Annotated in this window: 24 protein-coding genes; 11 read left to right on the forward strand and 13 right to left on the reverse strand. The window is 65.2% G+C overall.

The window, feature by feature from the left end; genetic code table 11:
* The first annotated feature begins 196 nt into the window (after positions 1–196).
* The 8 genes from VDQ18_RS05300 (at position 197) to VDQ18_RS05335 (ending at position 7779) form a co-directional block, all read left to right on the forward strand.
* A complete protein-coding gene (locus VDQ18_RS05300; protein WP_323019967.1) occupies positions 197–595 on the forward strand; it encodes a hypothetical protein in 399 nt (132 codons plus the stop codon).
* Positions 596–667: 72 nt separating this feature from the next.
* Positions 668–2221 carry a multicopper oxidase family protein gene (locus tag VDQ18_RS05305; protein WP_323019968.1) on the forward strand — a complete coding sequence of 518 codons (1554 nt, stop codon included), beginning with the start codon at positions 668–670 and terminating at the stop codon, positions 2219–2221.
* Positions 2222–2344: 123 nt separating this feature from the next.
* Positions 2345–2470, forward strand: coding sequence for a hypothetical protein (locus VDQ18_RS05310; RefSeq protein ID WP_255348006.1), 126 nt, complete (start codon positions 2345–2347; stop codon positions 2468–2470).
* Positions 2471–2486: 16 nt separating this feature from the next.
* Complete coding sequence (locus tag VDQ18_RS05315) at positions 2487–2873, forward strand: DUF302 domain-containing protein (RefSeq protein ID WP_047998221.1); 387 nt, start codon at positions 2487–2489, stop codon at positions 2871–2873.
* A gap of 1 nt (position 2874) precedes the next feature.
* The gene (locus tag VDQ18_RS05320; protein WP_323019969.1) at positions 2875–3549 is read left to right on the forward strand and encodes a TVP38/TMEM64 family protein; all 675 of its coding nucleotides are present in this window, start codon (positions 2875–2877) and stop codon (positions 3547–3549) included.
* Entirely contained in the window at positions 3546–4856 is a 1311-nt protein-coding gene (locus tag VDQ18_RS05325; protein WP_323019970.1) for an APC family permease, read from the forward strand. Before VDQ18_RS05320 ends, VDQ18_RS05325 begins: the two co-directional genes overlap by 4 nt.
* A gap of 67 nt (positions 4857–4923) precedes the next feature.
* A complete protein-coding gene (locus VDQ18_RS05330) occupies positions 4924–7260 on the forward strand; it encodes a heavy metal translocating P-type ATPase (RefSeq protein ID WP_323019971.1) in 2337 nt (778 codons plus the stop codon).
* A 39-nt stretch (positions 7261–7299) separates the two neighbouring features.
* Entirely contained in the window at positions 7300–7779 is a 480-nt protein-coding gene (locus tag VDQ18_RS05335; protein WP_323019972.1) for a DUF411 domain-containing protein, read from the forward strand.
* Positions 7780–7817: 38 nt separating this feature from the next.
* Here VDQ18_RS05335 and VDQ18_RS05340 read toward each other — a convergent pair whose 3' ends face one another.
* Both VDQ18_RS05340 and VDQ18_RS05345 read right to left on the reverse strand, forming a co-directional pair.
* Positions 7818–9137, reverse strand: a complete 1320-nt coding sequence (locus VDQ18_RS05340) for an MFS transporter (RefSeq protein ID WP_323019973.1) — start codon at positions 9135–9137, stop codon at positions 7818–7820.
* A gap of 10 nt (positions 9138–9147) precedes the next feature.
* Positions 9148–9408 (reverse strand): metal-sensing transcriptional repressor, encoded by a 261-nt coding sequence (locus tag VDQ18_RS05345; protein ID WP_047998215.1) that lies wholly within the window; start codon positions 9406–9408, stop codon positions 9148–9150.
* An 86-nt stretch (positions 9409–9494) separates the two neighbouring features.
* Here VDQ18_RS05345 and VDQ18_RS05350 point away from each other — a divergent pair, with 86 nt between their 5' ends.
* The 3 genes from VDQ18_RS05350 to VDQ18_RS05360 are packed head-to-tail and all read left to right on the forward strand — an operon-like array spanning position 9495 to position 11279.
* Positions 9495–9848 (forward strand): hypothetical protein, encoded by a 354-nt coding sequence (locus VDQ18_RS05350; protein WP_047998214.1) that lies wholly within the window; start codon positions 9495–9497, stop codon positions 9846–9848.
* Between the two features lie 58 nt (positions 9849–9906).
* On the forward strand, positions 9907–10635 hold the full coding sequence (locus VDQ18_RS05355) for a HupE/UreJ family protein (RefSeq protein WP_323019974.1): 729 nt from the start codon (positions 9907–9909) through the stop codon (positions 10633–10635).
* Positions 10636–10646: 11 nt separating this feature from the next.
* On the forward strand, positions 10647–11279 hold the full coding sequence (locus tag VDQ18_RS05360) for a hypothetical protein (RefSeq protein WP_047998213.1): 633 nt from the start codon (positions 10647–10649) through the stop codon (positions 11277–11279).
* Between the two features lie 53 nt (positions 11280–11332).
* On the opposite strand, the gene VDQ18_RS05365 is transcribed toward VDQ18_RS05360, so the two are convergent.
* The 11 genes from VDQ18_RS05365 to VDQ18_RS05415 are packed head-to-tail and all read right to left on the reverse strand — an operon-like array spanning position 11333 to position 21384.
* The gene (locus VDQ18_RS05365; protein WP_323019975.1) at positions 11333–12358 is read right to left on the reverse strand and encodes a type IV secretion system protein; all 1026 of its coding nucleotides are present in this window, start codon (positions 12356–12358) and stop codon (positions 11333–11335) included.
* Positions 12358–12777, reverse strand: coding sequence for a hypothetical protein (locus tag VDQ18_RS05370; RefSeq protein WP_323019976.1), 420 nt, complete (start codon positions 12775–12777; stop codon positions 12358–12360). The genes VDQ18_RS05365 and VDQ18_RS05370 overlap by 1 nt, the downstream gene beginning before the upstream one ends.
* A 17-nt stretch (positions 12778–12794) precedes the next feature.
* Positions 12795–13829 (reverse strand): ATPase, T2SS/T4P/T4SS family, encoded by a 1035-nt coding sequence (locus VDQ18_RS05375; RefSeq protein WP_323019977.1) that lies wholly within the window; start codon positions 13827–13829, stop codon positions 12795–12797.
* Between the two features lies 1 nt (position 13830).
* Entirely contained in the window at positions 13831–15156 is a 1326-nt protein-coding gene (locus VDQ18_RS05380) for a TrbI/VirB10 family protein (RefSeq protein WP_323019978.1), read from the reverse strand.
* Entirely contained in the window at positions 15153–15866 is a 714-nt protein-coding gene (locus VDQ18_RS05385) for a TrbG/VirB9 family P-type conjugative transfer protein (RefSeq protein WP_323019979.1), read from the reverse strand. The genes VDQ18_RS05380 and VDQ18_RS05385 overlap by 4 nt, the downstream gene beginning before the upstream one ends.
* A complete protein-coding gene (locus tag VDQ18_RS05390) occupies positions 15863–16510 on the reverse strand; it encodes a type IV secretion system protein (RefSeq protein WP_323020010.1) in 648 nt (215 codons plus the stop codon). Before VDQ18_RS05390 ends, VDQ18_RS05385 begins: the two co-directional genes overlap by 4 nt.
* A 26-nt stretch (positions 16511–16536) precedes the next feature.
* Positions 16537–17334, reverse strand: a complete 798-nt coding sequence (locus VDQ18_RS05395) for a type IV secretion system protein (RefSeq protein ID WP_323019980.1) — start codon at positions 17332–17334, stop codon at positions 16537–16539.
* Complete coding sequence (locus VDQ18_RS05400; protein ID WP_323019981.1) at positions 17331–18497, reverse strand: lytic transglycosylase domain-containing protein; 1167 nt, start codon at positions 18495–18497, stop codon at positions 17331–17333. Before VDQ18_RS05400 ends, VDQ18_RS05395 begins: the two co-directional genes overlap by 4 nt.
* Before the next feature lie 4 nt (positions 18498–18501).
* Positions 18502–18723, reverse strand: a complete 222-nt coding sequence (locus VDQ18_RS05405) for a hypothetical protein (RefSeq protein WP_323019982.1) — start codon at positions 18721–18723, stop codon at positions 18502–18504.
* Positions 18720–21116 carry a type IV secretion system protein B4 gene (locus VDQ18_RS05410; protein ID WP_323019983.1) on the reverse strand — a complete coding sequence of 799 codons (2397 nt, stop codon included), beginning with the start codon at positions 21114–21116 and terminating at the stop codon, positions 18720–18722. Before VDQ18_RS05410 ends, VDQ18_RS05405 begins: the two co-directional genes overlap by 4 nt.
* Complete coding sequence (locus tag VDQ18_RS05415) at positions 21106–21384, reverse strand: VirB3 family type IV secretion system protein (RefSeq protein ID WP_323019984.1); 279 nt, start codon at positions 21382–21384, stop codon at positions 21106–21108. Before VDQ18_RS05415 ends, VDQ18_RS05410 begins: the two co-directional genes overlap by 11 nt.
* Between the last annotated feature and the right edge of the window lies 1 nt (position 21385).

Here is a 21385-nt window from a genome sequence, read left to right on the forward strand (position 1 = left end):
TTGCACACGGATTGTACGTTGATACGTCCTACCTGCCCCGGGTTGCTACGAAGTCGAGGGTCACACCTCCGATGAACAGACCGATCTCGACAGTATTTCGAAGAGTTTTTTCCAAGACGTCAGTCCCCGATCACTGCAGAACATCATTCTCTTTTGGTCAATCCCACGTTGTGCCAGCGGTTAGGCGCCTGCGACAATGGACATTCTCGTGAGTAATGCCTATCTTTGCAGCATGATCGAACGTGTCATCACCATGCTTGCCATACTCGCGATCACCGTGGTGACGACGGTGACCTCCGCGCACGCGACACGCATGAGCATGAATTCCGGTGTGGATCACTCGATGCATGTCGCCGACATGATGCACCCTCAGGTCATTGCGGGCCCCGACTGTGACGCTGGAGAGCACTGTGGACCGGCCGATGCCGAGATGTGCGAGTTCGTCTGCGCAGGTCTGTCGGCCTTCCTGCCATTTCCGAGCGCGGAAACCGGACAGGAGTACACGCCTTCCCGACATGACTTTCCCACCGAGGCGATCCACATCAGCCGCGCGCCGGGACTAAACGAACGCCCTCCGAAGCTCCGTCTCCTCTGAGCGCGCCCGGGCGGACGCCCGCGGCGTCCCATCGGTATTGATGAACGGGACATAAGTCCCGAGGAGACGACAATGAACACGCTTTCAAGACGCGGCTTTCTTGCCGCAAGTGCGGCCGCCATTGGCGCTGCACAGATGCCCCGCATCGCCTTTGCGCAGGCGGTGGCACCGATCAGCCTCTCCGCTGCGACGCGCACGCTCGACATCGACGGTCGCGCTGCCACGGTCTTCGGGCTTGCCGGCCCCCGCGGTCAGGGACTGATCCTCGACCCCGGCCAGAGGTTCCGGGTCGATCTGACCAACGATCTCGATGTCGGCACCATCATCCACTGGCACGGCCAGATCCCGCCGAATGCGCAGGACGGCGTGCCCGACATGCCGATGCCCCTTCTCGCCCCGGGTGAGACCCGATCCTACGACTTCGAGACCCGGCCGGGCACCCACTGGATGCACAGCCATGTGCCGACGCAGGAGATGCAGCTTCTGGCAGCACCGCTGATCGTGCGCTCGCCGGAGGACCTGACCGCCGACCGGCAGGAGGTCGTGATGTTCCTGCATGACTTCTCGTTCAAGTCTCCCGAGGAGGTTCTCGCCGAAATCGGCGCTGGCCATGGCGGCGGACACGGCGCAGGCCATGCTGCCGGTGCAGTGCCCGATCAAGGCGCACCCATGGGAGGTATGGGGGCGATGCAGGGCATGGATCACGGAGCCATGGGCCACGGCGCCATGGGCGGCATGCCGATGGGCAACATGCCCGCATTGGGCGGGATGATGGGTATGGGCGGCCAGATGGGCGGCATGGCCATGGACCTGAACGACTATGACTGGGACGCCTATCTCGCCAATGACCGGACCCTGTCGGACCCGGAGGTGGTCCAGGTCGAGCGCGGTGGCCGTATCCGGCTCCGCGTCATCAACGCCGCTGCGGCGACCGTTTTCTGGATCGAAACCGGCGGTGCCGAGGCGCGGCTGGTCGCGGTGGACGGGCACGCGGTCCAGCCTATCGCGGGCAACCGGTTCGGGCTGGCGATGGGCCAGCGACTGGACATCGAGATCGACCTGCCGAATGAAGGTGGCGCTTGGCCGATCCTCGCCCTGCGCGAAGGCGCGCGGGAGCGCACCGGCCTGATCCTCGCTACGCAGGGAGCCGAGGTCCGGCGCCTCGATGCCATGGCGGAGACCGCAGCACCCGCGTTCGACACCGATCTTGCGCAGGAGGCGCGCCTCCTCGCCCGCGATCCCCTGCCGGATCGGCAGGTGGACCGCAGCCAGATGCTGATGCTGGGCGGCTCGATGCAGCCCTATGTCTGGACGATCAACGGGGCCGTCTGGGGCCAGCACCAGCCGATCACCGCGCGCAGCGGCGAGCGGGTCGTGCTGTCGTTCCACAACATGTCGATGATGGGCCACCCGATGCACCTGCACGGCCATGTGTTCCAGGTCGTCGGCCTGAATGGGCGGCGTTTGGCCGGTGCGCTGCGCGACACGGTTCACGTGCCGCCGATGTCGATGGTCGATGTCGCGCTCGATGCAGGCGAGGCCGCGCGCTGGATGCTGCATTGCCACCACATGCCGCACCTGTCGACCGGCATGATGACCGAGTTCGCCGTCACGGCGTCGGTCTGATCCCGGCGGGGCGTCCGGACAGGGCGCCCCGACCGGCACCGATCCTGGTCTGTCCTGCCCCATGTTGTCGTGAGGGCCGGCCAAAAGACCCACCCTGCGGCTGAAAATCAGGAGGATGAGACGATGAACTGGAACGATATGGGCTCCGGAATGGGTTTCGGAATGGGGATTGGCTGGCTCTTCGGCCTGCTGATCCTTGCGCTGGTGGTTTTGGCCATAGCAGCGCTGGTCAAATATCTTCGGAAATAGACGAAAGGACTTCTCAATGGCTTACACAATCAATCGCATGATCCCCGACATCGGGATCGAAGACGTCGACCCGCGCACCCGTGCTGCGCTGGCGGACTATGGCTTCGGCGTCCTGACCGAGATCGACGTCAAGGCTACGATGAAAAAGAAGCTTGACGTCGAGATGCCCGCCTACCGCATCCTCGGCGCCTGCAACCCGAAGATGGCGTATCAGGCGATCGGGATCGAGCCTCGGGTCGGCGCGATGCTGCCCTGTAACGTCATCCTGCGCGAGGTGGACGGCGGCGTGGAAGTCAGCGCCATCGATCCTGTGGCGTCGATGCAGGCGATTGAGAACGCCGAGCTGACAGCCGTGGCGGGCGAGGTGCGTGACCTCCTGGCGAAGGCCATCGCGGCGGTGTGAGATGAGCCTGCGCGCCACCATTCTCGCCGGCCTTGCGATCCTCGGGATCGTCCTGCTCGCTGTCTGGCAGGTCGCGCCTTCGGTGTTCGCCGAGGCGCGCAGCCTTCTGCAGCCCGAGCGTCTGGAGAAACTGGTTGCGCGCGCCGGCCTCTGGGGGCCGGTCGTGATCGTCACGCTCATGACCGTCGCGGTCGTGGCCAGCCCGATCCCGAGCGCGCCGATCGCACTGGCGGCCGGAGCGGCCTACGGACATCTCTGGGGGACCGTGCAGGTCGTCATCGGCGCCGAGCTCGGGGCGCTGATCGCCTTCGGTCTCGCGCGGGTTCTGGGGCATGATGTCTTGCGGCGGGTGTTCGGTGATCGCGTCGATGCCGGGCTTCTCGGCTCGCAGACCGCGTTGACGGCGACGGTTCTTGCCAGCCGCCTGATGCCCTTCGTGTCCTTCGACATGATCAGCTACGCGGCCGGACTGAGCCGATTGCACGCCTGGCGTTTCGCCTTGGCAACACTGGCGGGGATCATTCCGGCAAGCTTCCTGCTGGCCCATTTCGGCGGCGAGGCGGTGAGCGGAGATCTGGGCCGGGCGACATGGGCAGTACTTGGCCTCGGCCTCTTGACGGGCCTGCCACTGCTTTGGGTAGCCATGCGGCAAAAGCCTGAAAAGGGAAATCCATGACCGGAAGCGAGTACCAGAAGAACAGCATCACCCTTCCTGGTGCGGTAGCCATGGGCACCGGCGTGATGATCGGCGCGGGCATCTTCGCGCTGACCGGCCAGATCGCCGAACTCGCCGGGCCTCTCTTCCCGCTCTCGTTCGTCGTCGGCGCCATCGTGACCGCCTTCAGCGCCTACACCTATATCAAGATGTCGAACGCATACCCGTCTGCGGGCGGCATCGGGATGATCCTGAAGAAAGCCTACGGACCGACGACGGTCGCGGCGGGCGCAGCTCTCCTGATGGCGCTGTCGATGGTGATCAACGAAAGCCTCGTCGCGCGCACCTTCGGCACCTACACGCTGCGGGCGTTCGGCGGCGATCCGGACAGCATCCTCGTGCCTATTCTCGGTGTCGGGCTGATCGTCTTCGCCTATCTCGTGAACGCATCGGGCACCCGGTCGGTCGGGCTGTTCTCCATCATCATGGCCGTGCTCAAGGTGGGCGGCATCGCGCTGTTCGGCGCAGCGGGTCTTTGGGCAAGCGGCATCTCGTTCGAGGCGACGGGTGATGATTTTGCAGCCACAGGGTTCGTGGCGTCGGTTGCGCTGTCGATCCTGGCCTTCAAGGGCTTCACGACCATCACCAACAGCGGCGCAGAGGTCACCGACCCGCACCGCAACGTGGGCCGGGCCATCATCTGGTCCATCGCGCTCTGCGTCGTCGTCTATCTGTTGGTGGCCTTCGCGGTCGGCTCCAGCCTGCCGCTCGACCGCATCGTGGCGGCGAAGGACTACGCGCTGGCCGAGGCCGCCGAGCCCGCGCTCGGGCAAACAGGCTTCTACCTGACGGTGGCGCTGGCGCTGGTGGCCACCGCGTCGGGTCTGATCGCCAGCGTGTTCGCGGTCTCGCGGATGCTGGCGATGCTGACCGACATGAAAATGATCCCGCACAGCCATTTCGGGATGCAAGGCACGATCAAGGACCACACGCTCGTCTACACCGTCGTGATAGCGGGCTTCCTGACGGTCTTCTTCGATCTCAGCCGCATCGCCTCGCTCGGGGCCTTCTTCTATCTGGTGATGGACATGATCATCCACTTTGGCGTGTTCCGGCATCTGCGCGAAGAAATCGGCGCTCGGGGCTGGGTGTTGCTGACGGCAATCGCACTTGATGCCGTGGTGCTGGCCGCCTTCGCCGCGATGAAATGGCAGTCCGACCCCTTGATCGTCGTCCTGGGTGCGATCGGCATGGCGCTGGTGTTCCTGTTCGTCGGAATCTTCCTCGCACGGAATCCCGCCCCGGAAGGCGCTCACGACCACCATTGAAAAGGGCTTGAGCTTCCAACGGCTGGAGGCCGCAAGCTGAAACGAGATACCGAAAGGCTGGCAGACCATGGACCACGATCATCATCATCACACGGCGCCCGACATTCCGGCTGGGACAGAGACGGCGAAGGACCCGGTCTGCGGGATGACGGTCGCGGTCAAGCCGGACGGACGTCACGCCGAGTTCCAGGGCGAAACCTTCCATTTCTGCTCCGAGAAGTGCCAGACGAAGTTCAAGGCGGATCCGTGGTTCTACGCTTCGGGCCGCGCCGCCGGACAGAAGAAGGCGGCGCCGGCCAACGTCCAGTACACCTGCCCGATGCACCCCGAGATCGTCCGGGATGCGCCGGGATCCTGCCCGATCTGCGGCATGGCGCTGGAACCGATGGTCCCCTCGGATGAGCCGAGCGAGGAGCTGACCGACTTCACCCGCCGGATGTGGATTTCCGCCGCGGCGGCGGTGCCACTCATCATCCTGACCATGGGCGAACTGGTGGCGCTGCCAGTGCGCGACTGGATCGGGCACCAGACCGCCAGCTATCTGGAGTTCGTGCTGGCAACGCCGATCATCTTCTGGGCCGCGCTCCCGTTCTTCCGGCGCGGCTGGGAGTCCATCGTGAACCGCAGCCCCAACATGTGGACGCTGATCAGCCTCGGCGTGGCGGCGGCCTACCTTTACTCGCTCGTCGCGACGTTCCTGCCGGGTGTGTTTCCGGAACAGTACCGGATGGGCCACGGCGTCGGTACCTACTTCGAGGCGGCGGTGGTGATCGTCGCGCTGGTCTTCGTGGGCCAGGTGCTCGAGCTGCGGGCGCGCGAACGCACCGGGGATGCGATCCGCGCACTTCTGGATCTGGCGCCAAAGACCGCACGGCGCACCCTGCCGGACGGCACCGAATACGATGCGCCCCTGGAGAACATCATGGAGGGCGACCGGCTGCGCGTGCGCCCCGGCGACGCGGTTCCGGTCGATGGTGTCGTGATCGAGGGCCGATCATCCCTGGACGAAAGCATGCTGACCGGCGAGTCGATGCCGGTCGAAAAAGGCCCGGGCGATGCGGTGACCGGGGCCACGATCAACAAGAACGGTTCCTTGGTGATGGAGGCGAGCAAGGTCGGGTCCGATACCGTGCTGGCGCAGATCGTCGCGATGGTGTCGAACGCACGCCGCTCCCGCGCGCCGATCCAAGGGCTGGCCGATCGAGTCTCGGCGGTGTTCGTGCCGACGGTGGTCGCCATCGCCATCATAGCTTTCATCGTTTGGATGATCTTCGGCCCAGAACCAGCGCTGGTCTTCGCCATCGCATCTGCCGTGTCGGTGTTGATCATCGCCTGCCCCTGCGCGCTCGGGCTCGCCACACCGATCTCGATCACCACGGCGGCGGGGCGCGGCGCGCAGGCGGGCGTGCTGATCAAGGATGCCGAGGCGCTGGAGCGCATGGCAGCGGTCGATACGCTGATCGTGGACAAGACAGGCACGCTGACCATGGGCAAGCCGAAGCTGACGGACGTTGTGGCGTTGGGCGACATCACCGAGACAGACCTGCTGTCGCTGGCCGCAGCGCTAGAGCGCGGCTCGGAACACCCGCTGGCCGAGGCGATCGTCGAGGGAGCCGAGGCGCAGGGTGCGCCGCGTCAGGAGGCCACGGACTTTGACGCCGTCACCGGCAAGGGCGTGCAGGGCCGCGTCGGTGGGCGCGCGGTGGCGCTCGGCAACGCTGCGATGATGCGGGAGATGGGGCTCGACACCGCGCAGGCCGAGTCAAAGGCCGACACCCTGCGCGTCGAGGGCAAGACGGCGATGTTCGTCGCTCTTGACGGAGCGCTCGTCGGCATCGTGGCGGTCGCCGACCCGATCAAGGACAGCACCGCACAGGCCATCAGGGAACTTCATGCCCAGGGGCTGCGCGTCATAATGGCGACGGGCGACAACGAACGCACCGCACAGGCGGTGGCAAGCCAGCTCGGCATCGACGAGGTCCGCGCGGGCATACTGCCCGAGGCCAAGAAGGACCTCATCGACCAGTTGCGAAGCAAAGGCCACAAGATCGCGATGGCGGGCGACGGGGTGAACGATGCGCCCGCCCTGGCCGCCGCCGACGTGGGCATCGCCATGGGCACAGGGGCCGATGTGGCGATGGAAAGCGCGGGCATCACCCTCTTGGGCGGCGACCTCATGGGCATCGTGCGGGCGCGAAAACTCGCGCGCGCCACCCTGCGCAATATCAAGCAAAACCTGTTCTTCGCCTTCGCCTACAACGCGCTTGGCGTCCCTATCGCGGCAGGACTGCTTTACCCTGTCACCGGCCTTCTCCTCTCGCCGATGATCGCGGCGGCGGCCATGAGCCTGTCGTCGGTCTCGGTGATCACCAACGCCCTGCGACTTAGGCGGATCGATCTCTGATCTGCCAGCCCACGCATCCAACCTCGAAAGGAACATCAGATGACCCAAGACATGTTTTCCCGCCGCAAGCTCCTGATTGGCGCAGCTGCGCTGGCGGCTGCGTCGCCCCTGAGGGCTCTGGGGCAAGGCGCCGGACCGGCGATCCACGTGATGAAGGACCCAAACTGCGGCTGCTGCTCGGCCTGGATCGAGATCCTCGAAAACGACGGCTTTGTCGTCACGACCGAGGCGAGCGCCGGAACGCTTCTGATGCGCTACAAGCTGGACAACGGCATCCCGCAGGAGATGGTCTCCTGCCATACGGGCCGTGTGGACGGCTACACGATCGAGGGCCACGTGCCCGCTGCGGACATTCGCCGTCTTCTGGTGGAACGCCCCGACGCGGTCGGCCTTGCAGTTCCCGGCATGCCCTACGGATCGCCCGGCATGGGCCCGGAGTCGCAGCGAGAGGCTTATGTCGTCTACCTGATCCGTCGTGACGGCACGACAGAGACATTCTCAAGCTATCAGGCAGCCTGAGATTCGCATGACATTCAGGGGCATACGTTGAGGCTCGCTCAAAGCTGTGACGCCCAGCGGGGGTGCTGGTCGTCCACGACAAACGGATGCGCGTGGCGCCGGGCGCCCTTCAGATGGGGGTGGTCGAGCGGCAGATTGTCATGGCTGTGCTCGAGGATCTCTGGATCCTCCTGCGGCCAGAGGCGAAGGGCCGACAACGCGCCGACGCCCGCCAGCGCCGCCAGCGTCCCGAGGGCCTCGACCGGCCCGAACTGCGTCATCAGCCAGCCGGACAGCGGATAAGTGACGAGCCAGCACGCATGGCTGAGCGCGAACTGGGCGGCGAAGAGCGCGGGGCGATCCTCCGCATGGGCCGAGCGCCGCAGCAGGCGGCCGGAGGGGGTGAGCACCGCCGAATACCCCAGTCCCACCAGCAGCCATGCACCAAGGAGGACGGGCCAGGTGAGCCCAAGGGCGGCGACCTCTCCGGCCAGACCGAGGAGCGTCAGCACCATGAGCGCAGCGCCGGCGACCATCACCGGTCGGTCCGGCAGGCGGTCGAGCAGCTTCGGCAGCGCAAGTGCGGCCAGCATCGAGCCCGCGCCGAAGGCGAACAGCGTCCAGGCCAGCGCGGATGCGTCCAGCCCCAGCGTGCTGCGCACCAGCACCACCGAGTTGACCAGCACCATCGCGCCCGCAGCGGCTGCGGCGAGGTTCAGCGCCAGCAGGCCGCGCAGGCGCGGTGTCGCAAGGTAGATGCGGATGCCGCGCGTCGTGCGGTCGTAGATGCCACGCGGCTCGGACGGTTTCGGGCTGGGCAGCAGGACCGAGACGACCAGCGCCGCGGAGGCCGCGAACCCCACCACCGTTCCAAGGAAAAGCGAGTTGTAGCTCACCACCACAAGTAGGAGCCCGGCCAGCATCGGGCTGGCGATGTTCTCAAGGTCATAGGCCAGCCGCGACAGCGACAGCGCCCGCGTGTAGCGCGCCTCGTCCGGCAGCACGTCCGGGATGGTCGCCTGGAAGGTCGGCGTGAAGGCGGCGGACGCCGATTGCAGCAGGAAGATCAGGAGATAGACCTGCCAGACCTCGGTGACGAAAGGCAGGCAGAGCGCCGCGCCCGCCCGCACCAGATCAAGTGCTACCAGAAACGCCCGGCGGTTCACCCGGTTCGCAAAAGCCCCGGCGATGGGGGCAATGCCGACATAGGCCACCATCTTGATGGTGAAGACCGTGCCCAACACCAGGCCTGCGTTGTCGCCCGCAAGATCGTAGGCCAGAAGCCCCAGTGCCACGGTGGCAAGCCCCGTACCCAGAAGCGCCACGACCTGTGCAGCGAAGAGATGGCGATAGGTACGGTCGGCAAGGACTTCGAGCACTGCAGTGACCTCAGAGGTAACGGGAGATGGTTTTCAGTTCATCGCGGTCCGCGGGCGAGTGATCAGCATCGAGGCAATGGTCCAGGTGATCGTGGATCAGCGCACGCTTGGCGTTGACCACCGCCTTCTCGACCGCCTGAAGTTGCTGCGCGATCTCGAGGCAGGGTTTGCCCGCCTCGATCATGTCGATCACGGCACGAAGATGCCCATCGGCGCGCTTCAGCCGGGCGACGAGGGCGGGATGGGTTGCGTGCACATGGGGCTTTGTCATAGAAAGACGCTATCCTCCCCAGGGGGATAGAACAAGATGGCTCCATGAATGGGCCGCGACGACGAGCGGGCGGACAGGCAAGATCGATGGCACTTCTGCGGACATACGGACGAAATGCGTTTGCGACGCTTCTGTGCCTGTCGCTGGTGGTCTGGTCCGTCATGCCGGCCGCAACCCATGCGCCGACTGTCTTCGAGACGATCCAGGATCATCTGGAGATGATCGCCGACCACGGCCATTCGCATGGGTTCGAGGAAGATCTCTACTGGGCCATGCACGGTCACAGCCACGAGGCCGCCGACCACGATCACAGCCAGGCATTCCTGTCGCTGGGTCACGGGGGCCAACTGGTCTTTGCGCAAAGGGATGCGTGGCGGCTCCGGACCTCGCCGGACGGCCCCCACCGCACCTTCCGGATCGAACGCCCTCCACGTGCCTGATCGGCATCGCGCATCGCGCGGCATACCGATCCTTTAACAGCACAACGGAGATCTATTCATGACTTCAGGCTATTGGGGCTTGCGCGCGCTGGCATCGCGCCGCGCGGTCGCCCTGACCATTGCAGTGCTCGCGCTCTACGCATCCAGCGTGGCGCAGGTGCTCTCCCACAACGTCACCGAAGGTGACGCGGGCTACATCCAGGAAATCTGGGGGGTGCACATCATCCCCTTCATATATCTCGGCGCCAAGCACATGGTGACGGGATACGACCACATCCTGTTCCTGCTTGGCGTCGTCTTCTTCCTCTACCGGATGAAGGACGTGGCCATCTACGTCAGCATTTTCGCCATTGGCCACTCGGTCACGATGCTGGCGGGCGTCTGGTTCGGCTGGGGCATCAATGCCTACATCATCGACGCCATCATCGGCCTGTCGGTAGTCTACAAGGCGCTCGATAACCTCGGGGTTTACCAGCGCTGGTTCGGGTTCCAGCCCAACACCAAGGCCGCGACGCTGATTTTCGGGCTGTTTCACGGCACCGGGCTCGCAACCAAGATCCTCGAATACGAGATCGCGGAAGACGGGCTCTTGGCCAACCTTCTGGCTTTCAACGTGGGCGTCGAAGTCGGGCAACTTCTCGCGCTGTTCGTGATCCTGATTGTCATGGGCTACTGGCGCAGGAGCCCGAAGTTCATGACCCAGGCAACCTATGCAAACATCATCATGGTTCTTCTTGGCGTCTTGCTGACCTATCAGCAGATCGCCGGATTCATCGCCAGCACATAAAGGAAAGAACAATGCACAACGCACCGAAACCCAACATCGAAGACCTGCCAACACCGGCTCAACTGCGCCGCTCGACGATCATCGCTGGCATCGGGGCGGTGGTCATTGGCCTGATGGTGTATCTGCCCGCTGAATATGGCACGGACCCGACAGGCGTGGGCAGCATTCTGGGCTTGACCGAAATGGGCGAGATCAAAACCCAGCTTGCGGAAGAAGCGGAGGCGGACCGGTTGCTGGACCTCGAGGCTGCCGGAGGCGACCAGTCCTCGAGCCTGCTCGACGATATCTTCGGCCTGTTCGTGGGGGCGGCCCACGCTCAGGATGCGGAGGTGTGGCGCGACGAGACAAGCTTCACGCTGGCGCCCGGCGACACTGCGGAATGGAAACTCGTAATGACCGAGGGACAGACCGCGCAATACCGCGTGCTGGTCGAAGGCGGACGGATCAACTTCGACTTGCACGGCCATGGTGGTGGCCAATCGGTTACCTACGAACGAGGCCGTGGCTCGACGGGGGACGAAGGCGAGATCGTAGCCGCATTCGACGGCGAGCACGGCTGGTTCTGGCGCAACCGCGACAGCGAGGCCGCCACCGTGACCGTTCAGCTCCGTGGCGAATACGCCGAGTTTCGCAACGCAAACTGAACTCTTCCACGATCGGCGGCGCGTCTTCGGCGCGCCGCCGATCGCTTCCGGCTTCACCCACCCAACCGCTTCGCCCTCTCCGCCATCCTGACCACCTGCGCGCTTGCGGTGGCCGCAGCGCTTCGCACGGCGGCGGGAGCTTGCACCGCCCCTCGGCCGATCGCTTCGCCCGTCGTGAGCGCACCGATCCTAGCTCTTCCTTGCACGCCTGACGTGTTCACCAAGCCCCGGAGCACCCCCGCAGACCCGCTGACGATAGCGGGTGCCGCGGCCACCATAAGGTTCCCCGAAATCCCCCGCACGATCAGGGGAGTCGCCGCGACAAAACCCTTCGCCAGGAATACCATCACGAAGAATGGCACCAGTGAGCCGATATTGGTGGCCGAGTTCGGATCGCCGAGCTGCGCCAGCAGCGAATTCGCCATGCCGACCACGGTCGAGAACATGGCGGCGATGACGATGGGGTAGAAGGCGTAGCTGATCGTCGTCGAGACCCATCTGTGGAAGAAATCCTTGGTCGCATCGAAGAGCGACAGCGCGATCATGATCGGCGCAAGGCCCAGCATCAGGGTCAGCATCATCTTGGCGAAGATGAGGACGATGCCGGTCATAAAGCCAAGGAGGCTCAGGAGCACCAGTCCAATTCCTCCCAGGATTGCGCCGGTCATCCAGTTCAAGTTGTTGCCGATCGCGTTCAGGTACTGGCTGAACTCTGTGATCAGGCGGTCGAATTCGCCCGCGAAGTAGGTGGCCCCTGCCCCGCCGCCGCCAACTGAGGAGATAAGAGCCCCGGCCACGTAGTCGAGCCCACCGATCACGGCATTGGCGACTGCGTTGAAGTTGGCCCAGTTGAAGGCGAAAAGGCCTATCAGCGTCAGCTTGATGAGATACCAGAAGAAGGTGGCCCCATCCATGCTGCGGAACTGGAAGGCCATGTTGATGCAGACACCTATCAGCGAAAGCGTGACCATCAGCAAAACGATCGAGCCGGTATTGCTGGCCACAGCCCCGAACTGGGACTCGGCCGCGTCGGCAAGGAAGCCATCGGCAGTTCCGACCATCCAGCTGACGATGCTCATTACCAGTTGCCTTGCGCTTCGCAGATGTCCTGGACGTCGCGCGCGATCTGGTTCTGGTCGTTACGGAAGGCCAATTGGATCTGAGTGTGCTCTGCTTGGGTGTTGGTCGCGAACCGTTCCTCGTACTCGGCCGAGGCGGCATTCCATGACGGGAAGCGGACATCACAGCCGCAGTCACCAGTTTCCTTGATCGCCTCCCACGACCGCAACTCGTAGAGCCGCATCAACGTCAGCGCCTTGTAGGCCTCACGCGGATGGACCTCGTCCATCCATACCGGGCGCGCAGGTCGGTCGTTGCAGATCCGGTATTGCTCGGGGGTCATGGTGACGGCGAGATCGTTTGTGACCTGAGGCGAAGTCTGGGCCGCGAGGGGCGCGGCCAGCAGGGTGACAGCTGCGGCGAGAGTGATCTTGCGCATGGGGGTTTCCTTTCGGTTCATTCGGCCGCGACCGCGGGGCGCACAGCACCCCCGGATTGACCTGTGCTCTGATCTGGATGCTTTGCCTGCCCCGGCAGGAAGAACTCGGTGATGCCGCGGGCGCCGTCATGGCGACCGGCCTGGATGATCACGTCGATGGAGCCCTCGATGTAGTCTACCATGTCGGCATAGGTCATCGGCACATCGGTCTTGAGGGCCGCGATGGCGAGGCGGCGGACGGCGAGTTGCGGGGTCTCGGCGTGCAAGGTGGTCAGCGAGCCGCCATGGCCGGTGTTGATCGCCTCGAGGAAGGTCATGGCCTCGCGGCCCCGGACCTCACCCAGCACGATCCGGTCGGGCCGCATCCGCAGGGTCGAAGCCAGAAGCACATCGGCGCTGCGGGCCTCGGTGTCGCGGTCGGCAATCAGGGTCACGGCATTCGGCTGCTCAGGGCGCAGCTCCGCCGCCTCCTCAATGGTGATGATCCGCTCTTCGGGCGGGATCAGTGAAAGGATCTTGCGCGCTGCGACCGTCTTGCCGGTCGAGGTGCCACCCGAGACGATCATGTTGAGCTTGTTTTCGACGCAGAACCGCAGGGCGGCGTCGATGTCACCCGAAGCCACCACATCGCGCAGCGCGGCGTTGCGTTCGCGACGCAGGCCCTCGAGGCTGCGTTCCTTGCCATAGAGGAACCCGAGCCGGATTGCCTCCAGCGGCAGGGAGGAAAAGAACCGCAGTGAGATGGAGAACCCACCCTCGACAGCCGGAGGCTGGATCACCTGTGCCCGGATCGGACGGTCGCGATAGAGGATCGAGACCGAGACGATGGGTTTCTTGGTGCTGAGCGTGGTCGAGGCGGCCGAGGCTATCTGGTTGCCGAGGTCCTTGATCTCGGTCTGAGTGAGCGGCGTGCCGAGGCCGCGCATGAAATGATCGCCCTGGAACTCGCCCCAGACCTGCCCGTCGGGGTTGATGCAGATCTCGATCGTGTCGTCCCGCTGCACGGGCGCGCCCAGCCGGTCGAGCGAGGCTTCGAGATAGCTCGCCGCCATGTCAGAAAATCTCCAGATCGCGGTCGACCATGACCGTGATCCGCGTGCCCTGATCGACATGGATCACTGGGCGGATCGCCAGATAGTCCTGCATGACGCTTTGGGTGCTGTCGCGCAGGTCCGTGCCGACGTCGCTCGCGATGTCGGCCGCGGCCTCATCCTCGATCTGTCCGGCCGCGGCTGCGGGCAAGGCCCCGATCAGTGAGATCAAGGCGGCCGAGCCAAAACGCTGCGCGAAACGGGTATCGACAAAGCCGGTGGTGCCGGTGCGCCCGAGCTCGTCCCCGCCGAAGGCGCTGATCTCCACGGTCTGGTTGTCGGGCAGGATGATGCGGTCCCAGGCCACCATGACTCGCGACTGCGCGAGCGCCACATCGGAGCGGTAACGCCCCACGAGACGCGCGCCGCGCGGGATCAGGACGCGCGTGCCGTCGAAGGAATGAACGTCCTCGGAGACGATGGCGCGGATTGCACCAGGCAGCGTGCTGTCCAGTGCCGTCTCGGTCACGGCCTGGATCATCGTGCCTTGCACGACGGTGTTGCCGGGGTTCACGATGACTTCGGCCCGCGTCATCGTGGCGGGTCTGGCGCCTGCGCGCACGAAGGCTTCGTCTTCATTCAGGCGTGCGGCCTCGAGGCTGTTCTCTCGGTCGGTCCCTGCCCCCATCCCAGAAAACGCGATCATGGGCGACGCGATGCGCTCGGCCCGGGCCTCCGCTTCGGCGATGCGGCGGCGCTCAAGTTCGGCGAGCCGCAGCTCTTCTTCGTTCGGCCCGAGGTCCGTCGGCTCAGGCGGGGTCAGCCGCGCGACCTCGAGATCCATGCGCAACTGGTCGAGTTCCCGGTCGCGTTCGGTCAATTGCCGCTCAAGGGCGCGTTGCGCCTCGGTCGAGGCGGTCTGCAGCGCCGTTATCTGGGCCGTGAGATCGGCGATGGCCTGCTCCGCGCCACTATCCGATGCCTCGACGGGCCGCGCGCGCAGGTCTTCGAGTTCCGCGCGCAGCGTCGCAAGGCTTTCCATCAGCGCCAGTTCCGACTCGGTGGGGCCGGTCTCGGCCGATGGCGGCGGCGCAGGATCGGCGATGGGCATGGGTGCGAGATCGCCGAAGCCCGATCCCGTGGTCTGGAATTCTTCCGGAGCTGCGGTCGGCAGAGGCGCTTCCGGCGATGGCTGCAGCGCGGCCCAGGCCAGGCCGCCCACGGTCACGATCCCGGCAACGCCAAGGATGGCGGTAAGCGGGGAGGGACGTGCTGCGGCGCGCTTCTTGTCGCCCGTTGCTTCAAGGGCCGCGAGGCGCGCGGCGAGGTCTTCGGTGTACTGGCTCATGACGTGGGCCCACCCATATCCTGAACACAGACTTCGTCTTCGCCGAGGCGCAGGACCCATTGGCGGTTCACACCCGAGACGCGGATGACACCATCCTCGAGTGCCGTGCTGTTCACCGCCCGCTCGCCGCCATTGGCATAGCGGAAGATCGCCGGGACCGGCGCGTTCCGCGCGAAGCGGAAATAGGTGAAGGTCCCGTCGTCCCAGATGGCCGTTGGTGTGAACTCCTCGCTTGCACTGACCGCGTAGTTCGCATTGGGCGCATCGGCCGCGACCGCACGGGTCGGCTGAACGCGGCTCTCAGGATAGCGGAACTGCACCACATAATGCGGGGTCTCGCGCGCCTCGACCACGTGGAAATAGTAGGAGCGGCGGTTCGTGTAGACCGTGATGTTGGTGGCGACACCCGAGGCGGCTGGCTTGATCGCGAAGGCCCGTCCGCCCGGCACGCCGTCGAACTGGAAGCCGACTGTGTCGCCCGCGATGATCGAGCGGATCGTCTCGCCCTCGCCGAACTCGACGGTGGTCACCCGAGTCAGGGTGGTGACGATGCGGTAGACCTGCCCCTCGGTCCAGCTCGCGATCCGGACGCGGTTGTCATGTGGGCCAGCGCGCGGCGTGGTCTCGGCCAGGGCTGCGGGTGCGGAGAGCACGAGGGCACTGGCGACGAGCAGGGCTTGCACGGAGGCAAGGACGGGAACAGAGGTCATTCGGAACGGTCCGATCGGATGGCATATTGGGTGACGGTGAAGCCGAAGGGGTTTTGCCAGACGTCGTCGATCGTGCGGGTCCGTTCGGGTTCGAAGGCAAACATGAGCGTGGCGGTGAAGGATCCGTCCTGCGCCCCTTGCGGGCTGGTCAGGCGCTTTCTGAGACGGACCTGCGCACGGTTGTCCCCGATGAGCGTGATTGAGGCGATCTCGACAGCCATCTCTGCCGCGGGGCCATAGCGGGTCGGCGGATAGCTTTCCTGCCCAGAGGTCCACATGGCGCGCATGCTGGCCTCGGCCGCCCCGGTGGATTGCGCCAGCACACGGCGCACGCGCAGATCGTTGTCGAGCTGGTTGTAGGCCTCACGGTCGAGGATGTAGCGGTAGATCTGCGCCTCGATGATGGCGGGCCGCTCGGCAAGCGAGACCGTTTCCACCGTGGCGTTCGGCAGAGCGAGACCTGTCGCTGGATCATAGGGCACGACGACGGGCGGGGGCGTCTCGACCATCAGGGCGACGGTCGCGGCTGCAAGGCAGCCGAAAACGCCAAAGCCCGCCCCGCCAAGGCCGATCATCCGCCAGAGCTGCTCCCGGCGCAGCGCGCCATGGATCAGTTCCTCCTCGACCAGTTCCCGCGCACTCATGCGTGCCGTCGTGTCCGGTACCTTGCTCATGGTGCGAGGCTCGGCAGGGTGAAGTCCATGTAGCGGCGCTCTTCGGCGACCGTGGCCGCATCCACCACGCCCGCGTTGCCCGCGCCGAGTGTCTGGATGGCTTCAAGCTCCCACATCCGCGTCATGGCGATGGCGAGTTCCGCCGTGACGCGGGTGTTGTGATCCATCGACTCCTTGAGGTCCTCCATGTCGGGGATCATCGAAACGAGTAGTTCGACGCGTTCGAGCGATTGCGCCGCCTCGGCATGGCTGTTCTGGGCCGCCGCGGACATCACGGCGCCGGTCGTGGCGCGCGTCGCGACACCTTCCGCGCCTGGATTGCCACTGGTGGCGATCTCGCGCAGCGAGTCCTCGTCGAAGCCTGCACTGGCCAGCGCCTGTTCCATCTGCGTACGCAAGGGCCCTGCGTTGGGGCCAATCAGGCTCGACCAATCCCCGGCTTGAATGCCCCGGATCAGGCCCGGGATGTCTTCAAAATTCGCCTGCAGGAGGCCATCGAGATCGCCGCCCATGGCAAGCCCGAGGATGCTGCGCGGCCCGGTGAGCGAGGCATACATTTCGTTCAGCTGATCGAGCTGGCCTTGCAGCGTCTCGAGTTGCGCCAGCGCATTGTCCAGAAGATCGGTCTGGATCCCGAAATCCTGCAGCATCTGCTGAAGCTGGCGGATTTCCTGGGCGATGTTCTGGGTATCGACCGTGGGCACGCCCTGTGCGGTGACTGGCCCCGCAAGGGCAGTGGTCAGCGCGAGGGTCGCGGCGGTGGTGGTGAGGGAACGGTACAAACGCCGGATCATCGCAATGTCTCCTGGGTGAAATCCATGAACTGCCGCTCGGCTGCTTGGGCGGCGGCCATCGCGAGTTGTTCCTCGCTCAGCGGCTGAGTGTGGGCGGCCTTGATCCGTGTGCGGATCGCGACCAGCCGGGCCAGTTCGGCGCGCGCGTAGGTGTTAAGCGCGATGGCCTCGTGCAGGTCTTCGGTTTCGCCGATGCGGGTGATGATGTCCTGCACGCGCAAGGCGGCGGCACGGACCGAGACCAGTGAATAATCGCCGTAGACACCCGCCCCATGGGCCGAGAGGCTGAAGCTCGCGTTCGCCAGAAGGACGGGGTCGATGGTGCCGAGCGCATCGATGCCGCCGACGGCGGCGAGATAGCTGTTGTACTGCTGCGGGATCACCACGACGTAGTGCTGGGTCTCTGCGAATGGCGGCACGCCGCCGTAGTCCTGCACGTTGCCCGGGCCTGCGTTGTAGGCCGCAAGCGCGTGGATGATGTTGCCATCGAACATGTTCAGCATCATCGCGAGGTATCGCGCGCCGCCTGTGACCTGAAGGTACGGGTCGTCGTAATAGGCGGGGTTGATGCCAAGATCGCTTGCGGTGGCGGGCATGATCTGCGTCAGGCCAAAGGCCCCGACGGGCGAGCGTGCCCCGATCTGGAAGCGGCTTTCCTGCCAGATCAGCGCTTGCAGTAGGCAGCGCCACTGGACCAGCGACAGCCCCGCGCGGCTCACCCCGGGCAGGCTATGGGTGTCGCGCGCAGCGCGGATGATCAGCTCCTCAATTCCTTCCCGGGCATCGCCGAACATCCGGGCTGAGGCCGGGTTGTTGTCTTCGGGCGCATAGAGGCTGGCCGCAGCACTCTCGACGTCCTCAACAGCCCCCTGCCCCGCCTCGAGCCCGGCCACGGTGCCAGCCACATCGCCGGAGCCGAGGGACATGGCATCCACCAATCCTTCGAGGGAGGCGAGTTGCTGGCGTTCGATCTCGGCCAGCTCCTCCTCGCGGGTCAGCCGGTCCTGCTGCAGCGCCAGATCCTGATCGGTCTGATCGAGGATTGCCTGCCGCTCTGCGAAGAGGCGCAGGTCGAAAGTCGGCACGCCTTGGGCGTTGGCTGGCCCGGCAGCGGGGCCAGCCAGCGCCAGGCTGACCATCGAGAGGGGGAGCCAGCTCCGCATCCGCTCAGCCACCCGCCTCCAGCATCACGAAATCGCAAGCCGTATCGCGCCGCGTGACGGCGGCACCCATGGTCGAGATCGTCGTCGTGGCGGTGGCAGTTCCTGCCTGTACAAGCGCGTCGCGGAAGTTGAAGCAATTGGCTTGCGCGGGGTTATGCTGCGCGCAAGCCGTAAGGGTCAGGCCGAGGCAAAGCAGCACGGCGCTGCGCAAGATGGTACGGGTCATGTCACTCTCCAGAAATCAGGGCGGTCACGGTAATCGGGGCCGACAAGGGCCTCGCCCTTCTCCATGCCGCCAAGGATGGTCACGAGGGGACCGAGGGCGCTGAGATCGGCATCGATCACCACAGCACCCCGGTCATCTCGGACTAGGGCGAGCCGTGACGCCGACCCGACGCCCAGAAGCACGTCGAGTTCTTTCTCACTGAGGCCCAGCATGGCGTAGTCAGCGGCGGAGGCGCGGATGTTGGGCAGGAGCACCTGGGTAGGCACGGCTTCGACGATGGTTTTGCCGGTCCTGGTGCGCTCGAGCTGGCTGGCATACTGGGTCATCATCACGACGACGGCGTTCTGCTTACGCGCGGTCACCAGCCAGTTCGAGAGCCGCTCCGCGAAATACGCGTTGTCCAGCGCCTTCCAAGCCTCGTCGATCACGATGATCGTGGGCTTGCGGTCCTCGATCACGCGCTCGACCCGGCGGAAGAGGTAGGAGAGGACCGCCATGCGTTCCCGCTCGCTCTCAGAGTCGAGGATGCCGGTCAGGTCGAACCCTGCGACGTCAGCGTCGGTGCTGCCCCCGATCTGGAACGTGTCGACTGCGTTCGCCCCAAAGATCCAGCCATAGCGACCATCGGCCGTCCATTCCTGCATCCTCTCGAAGAGGTCGCCCTCATCATCGGTCGAAACGAGGAGTGAGGCGAAGTCGGACCAGTTGCGCAGCCCCGCGTTCCCGGCGCTTGCATTCTGGCGCACGACCTCCTGCAGGCGGTTGGTCTGCACCGGAGTCAGCGGCCGGTCGCGGCGCTCGAGGAGGCTTGCAAGCCAATCGGCAAGCCAGGCTTGACCACGGGCATCGATCTCGGTCTGCAGCGGATTGAGCCCCGTGGGTCGCCCTGCCCGCACGGTCGAATAGCTGCCGCCGAGCGCGCGGACCGCCATTTCCATGCCGGCGCGATAGTCGAAGACGAAGACCCGCGCCCCTGCCCGCCGTGCCATGGTCATGAGGAAAGCCGCCAGCACGGATTTGCCCGAGCCGGGACGCCCCAGGATCAGCGTGTGCCCACCCGTGGGCTCGCGATCCGGTGAGCCCTGTTCGTGGAAGTTGAAGCGGAAGCCGCTCCGCTCGGGTGTCGGGAAGAGCGTGATCGGCACGCCCCAGGGCACTTCCCGACCAGTCTTGCCGAGCGGGGTGCGGTGGAAGGTCGCGAGATCGGCGAAGTTGTGGTTCGTGATCGCGGCCTTGCGGCTGCGCGCCCCGGTATTCCCCGGATGCTGCGCCATGAAATGCGCCCGTGCCCCGAAAGCTTCCGAGATCAGGTTGATGCCGGAGGTGGCCGAGATGTTGCGGATCTCGGCCGCGATGTCGTCGAGCGCCGCTTTGCTGCGCGCATAGACAGCCACTGTCATGTGGTGTTCCCCGAAGATCAGGCGCTTGGATTCCAGATCGTCCTGGGCGAGTTCCAACTCCTGCGCGAGGCTGACGGCCCCGTCATTGGCCGCCTGCATGAGGCGCAGCTGCCGCTTGATGCGGCCTGCCATGATATTGGCGTTGATCGGCACGAAGGAGTGGGTGACCACCATGTCGACGGGCAGGTTCAGCTCGTCGAGCATCAGGCTGTCGGTCTTCGCGGGGTAGTTTTTCACCGCAAAGATCGCGCCGAGCTTGTCGCCCACAGCACCGTCGGACAGCCCGACGGTCGTACCCCGGAAGGTGACGCGGGTATTGGCAACATCTTCGGCGATCACGCCCAGGCGCGAGCGCGGGAAGAGCGGGTGTTCCTCGCCCGTGTTGAGTGAACCGAGGAAGCCCAGAAGCTCGCCGGTGCTGGCAGCAAGCAGGCGGGGCTTCAGCTCATCGAAGGACGACAGGAGAAACCCCACGACCTCGTCGAGCTTGCGCAAGCGGCGTGTTGTGTCCGCTGCATGACGCGCACGCGACGCGCCCAGACCGAAGTGCAGACGGCTGCCCGCCTCCGGGCGCTTCAGCACGGTCAAGGTCAGTGTCTTGTCGCGCAGGCCGGATTGACCCAGATGTGCACGCCAACTTTTGTCGACTGCGGCGGCAAACCCCTCGCCCGGGATGGACGGTAGGGTCACATCGACCGCTTTTGACACCTTGTGCAGGTAGAAGGAAAACTCCGTCCCCACCTGCGCGACGATCCCGGCGAGAAGCCCGCCGATCCGGTCGAGATGCCCATCCTCGCTCGTGGTGCTGTTCACCCCTTCGATCCGGATGCATTGCATCAGCTCGTTGCCCCGCGTCCGGATCGTCCGGTCGGTCACGAGGCTGACATAGGGCAGCATCGACGAGAGCCGCTTCTCGCCCTTGACCCATGCGGGTAGCGCGGTCAGCGGATCGAGTGTGTCGGCCACGTCATCGGCAATTCCATCACGGGGCATAGCTGTCGCCCCCGTGAAGCTTGCGGTTCGTCGTGGGCGGGGTTTCCTGCAAAGTGATCACCATGACATCGAGGAAGTTCGGATCCCAATCCGCGGCCTTCCAGAGCGCCGGCCAGGCCAGCCCCGCGAAGACGGCCACCACCCAGCTCTGGACCCAGAGGAACAGGAGCGTCGAGCCGAAGAGCCAGACCATGGCGTACATGATCGGCAAGCCCATCAGCTTGGGCGGCCTGAGAAGGCCAATGAACACGCGGGACTGGTCGGACATG

Source organism: Pararhodobacter sp. (assembly GCF_034676075.1).
Lineage (GTDB): Bacteria > Pseudomonadota > Alphaproteobacteria > Rhodobacterales > Rhodobacteraceae > Pararhodobacter.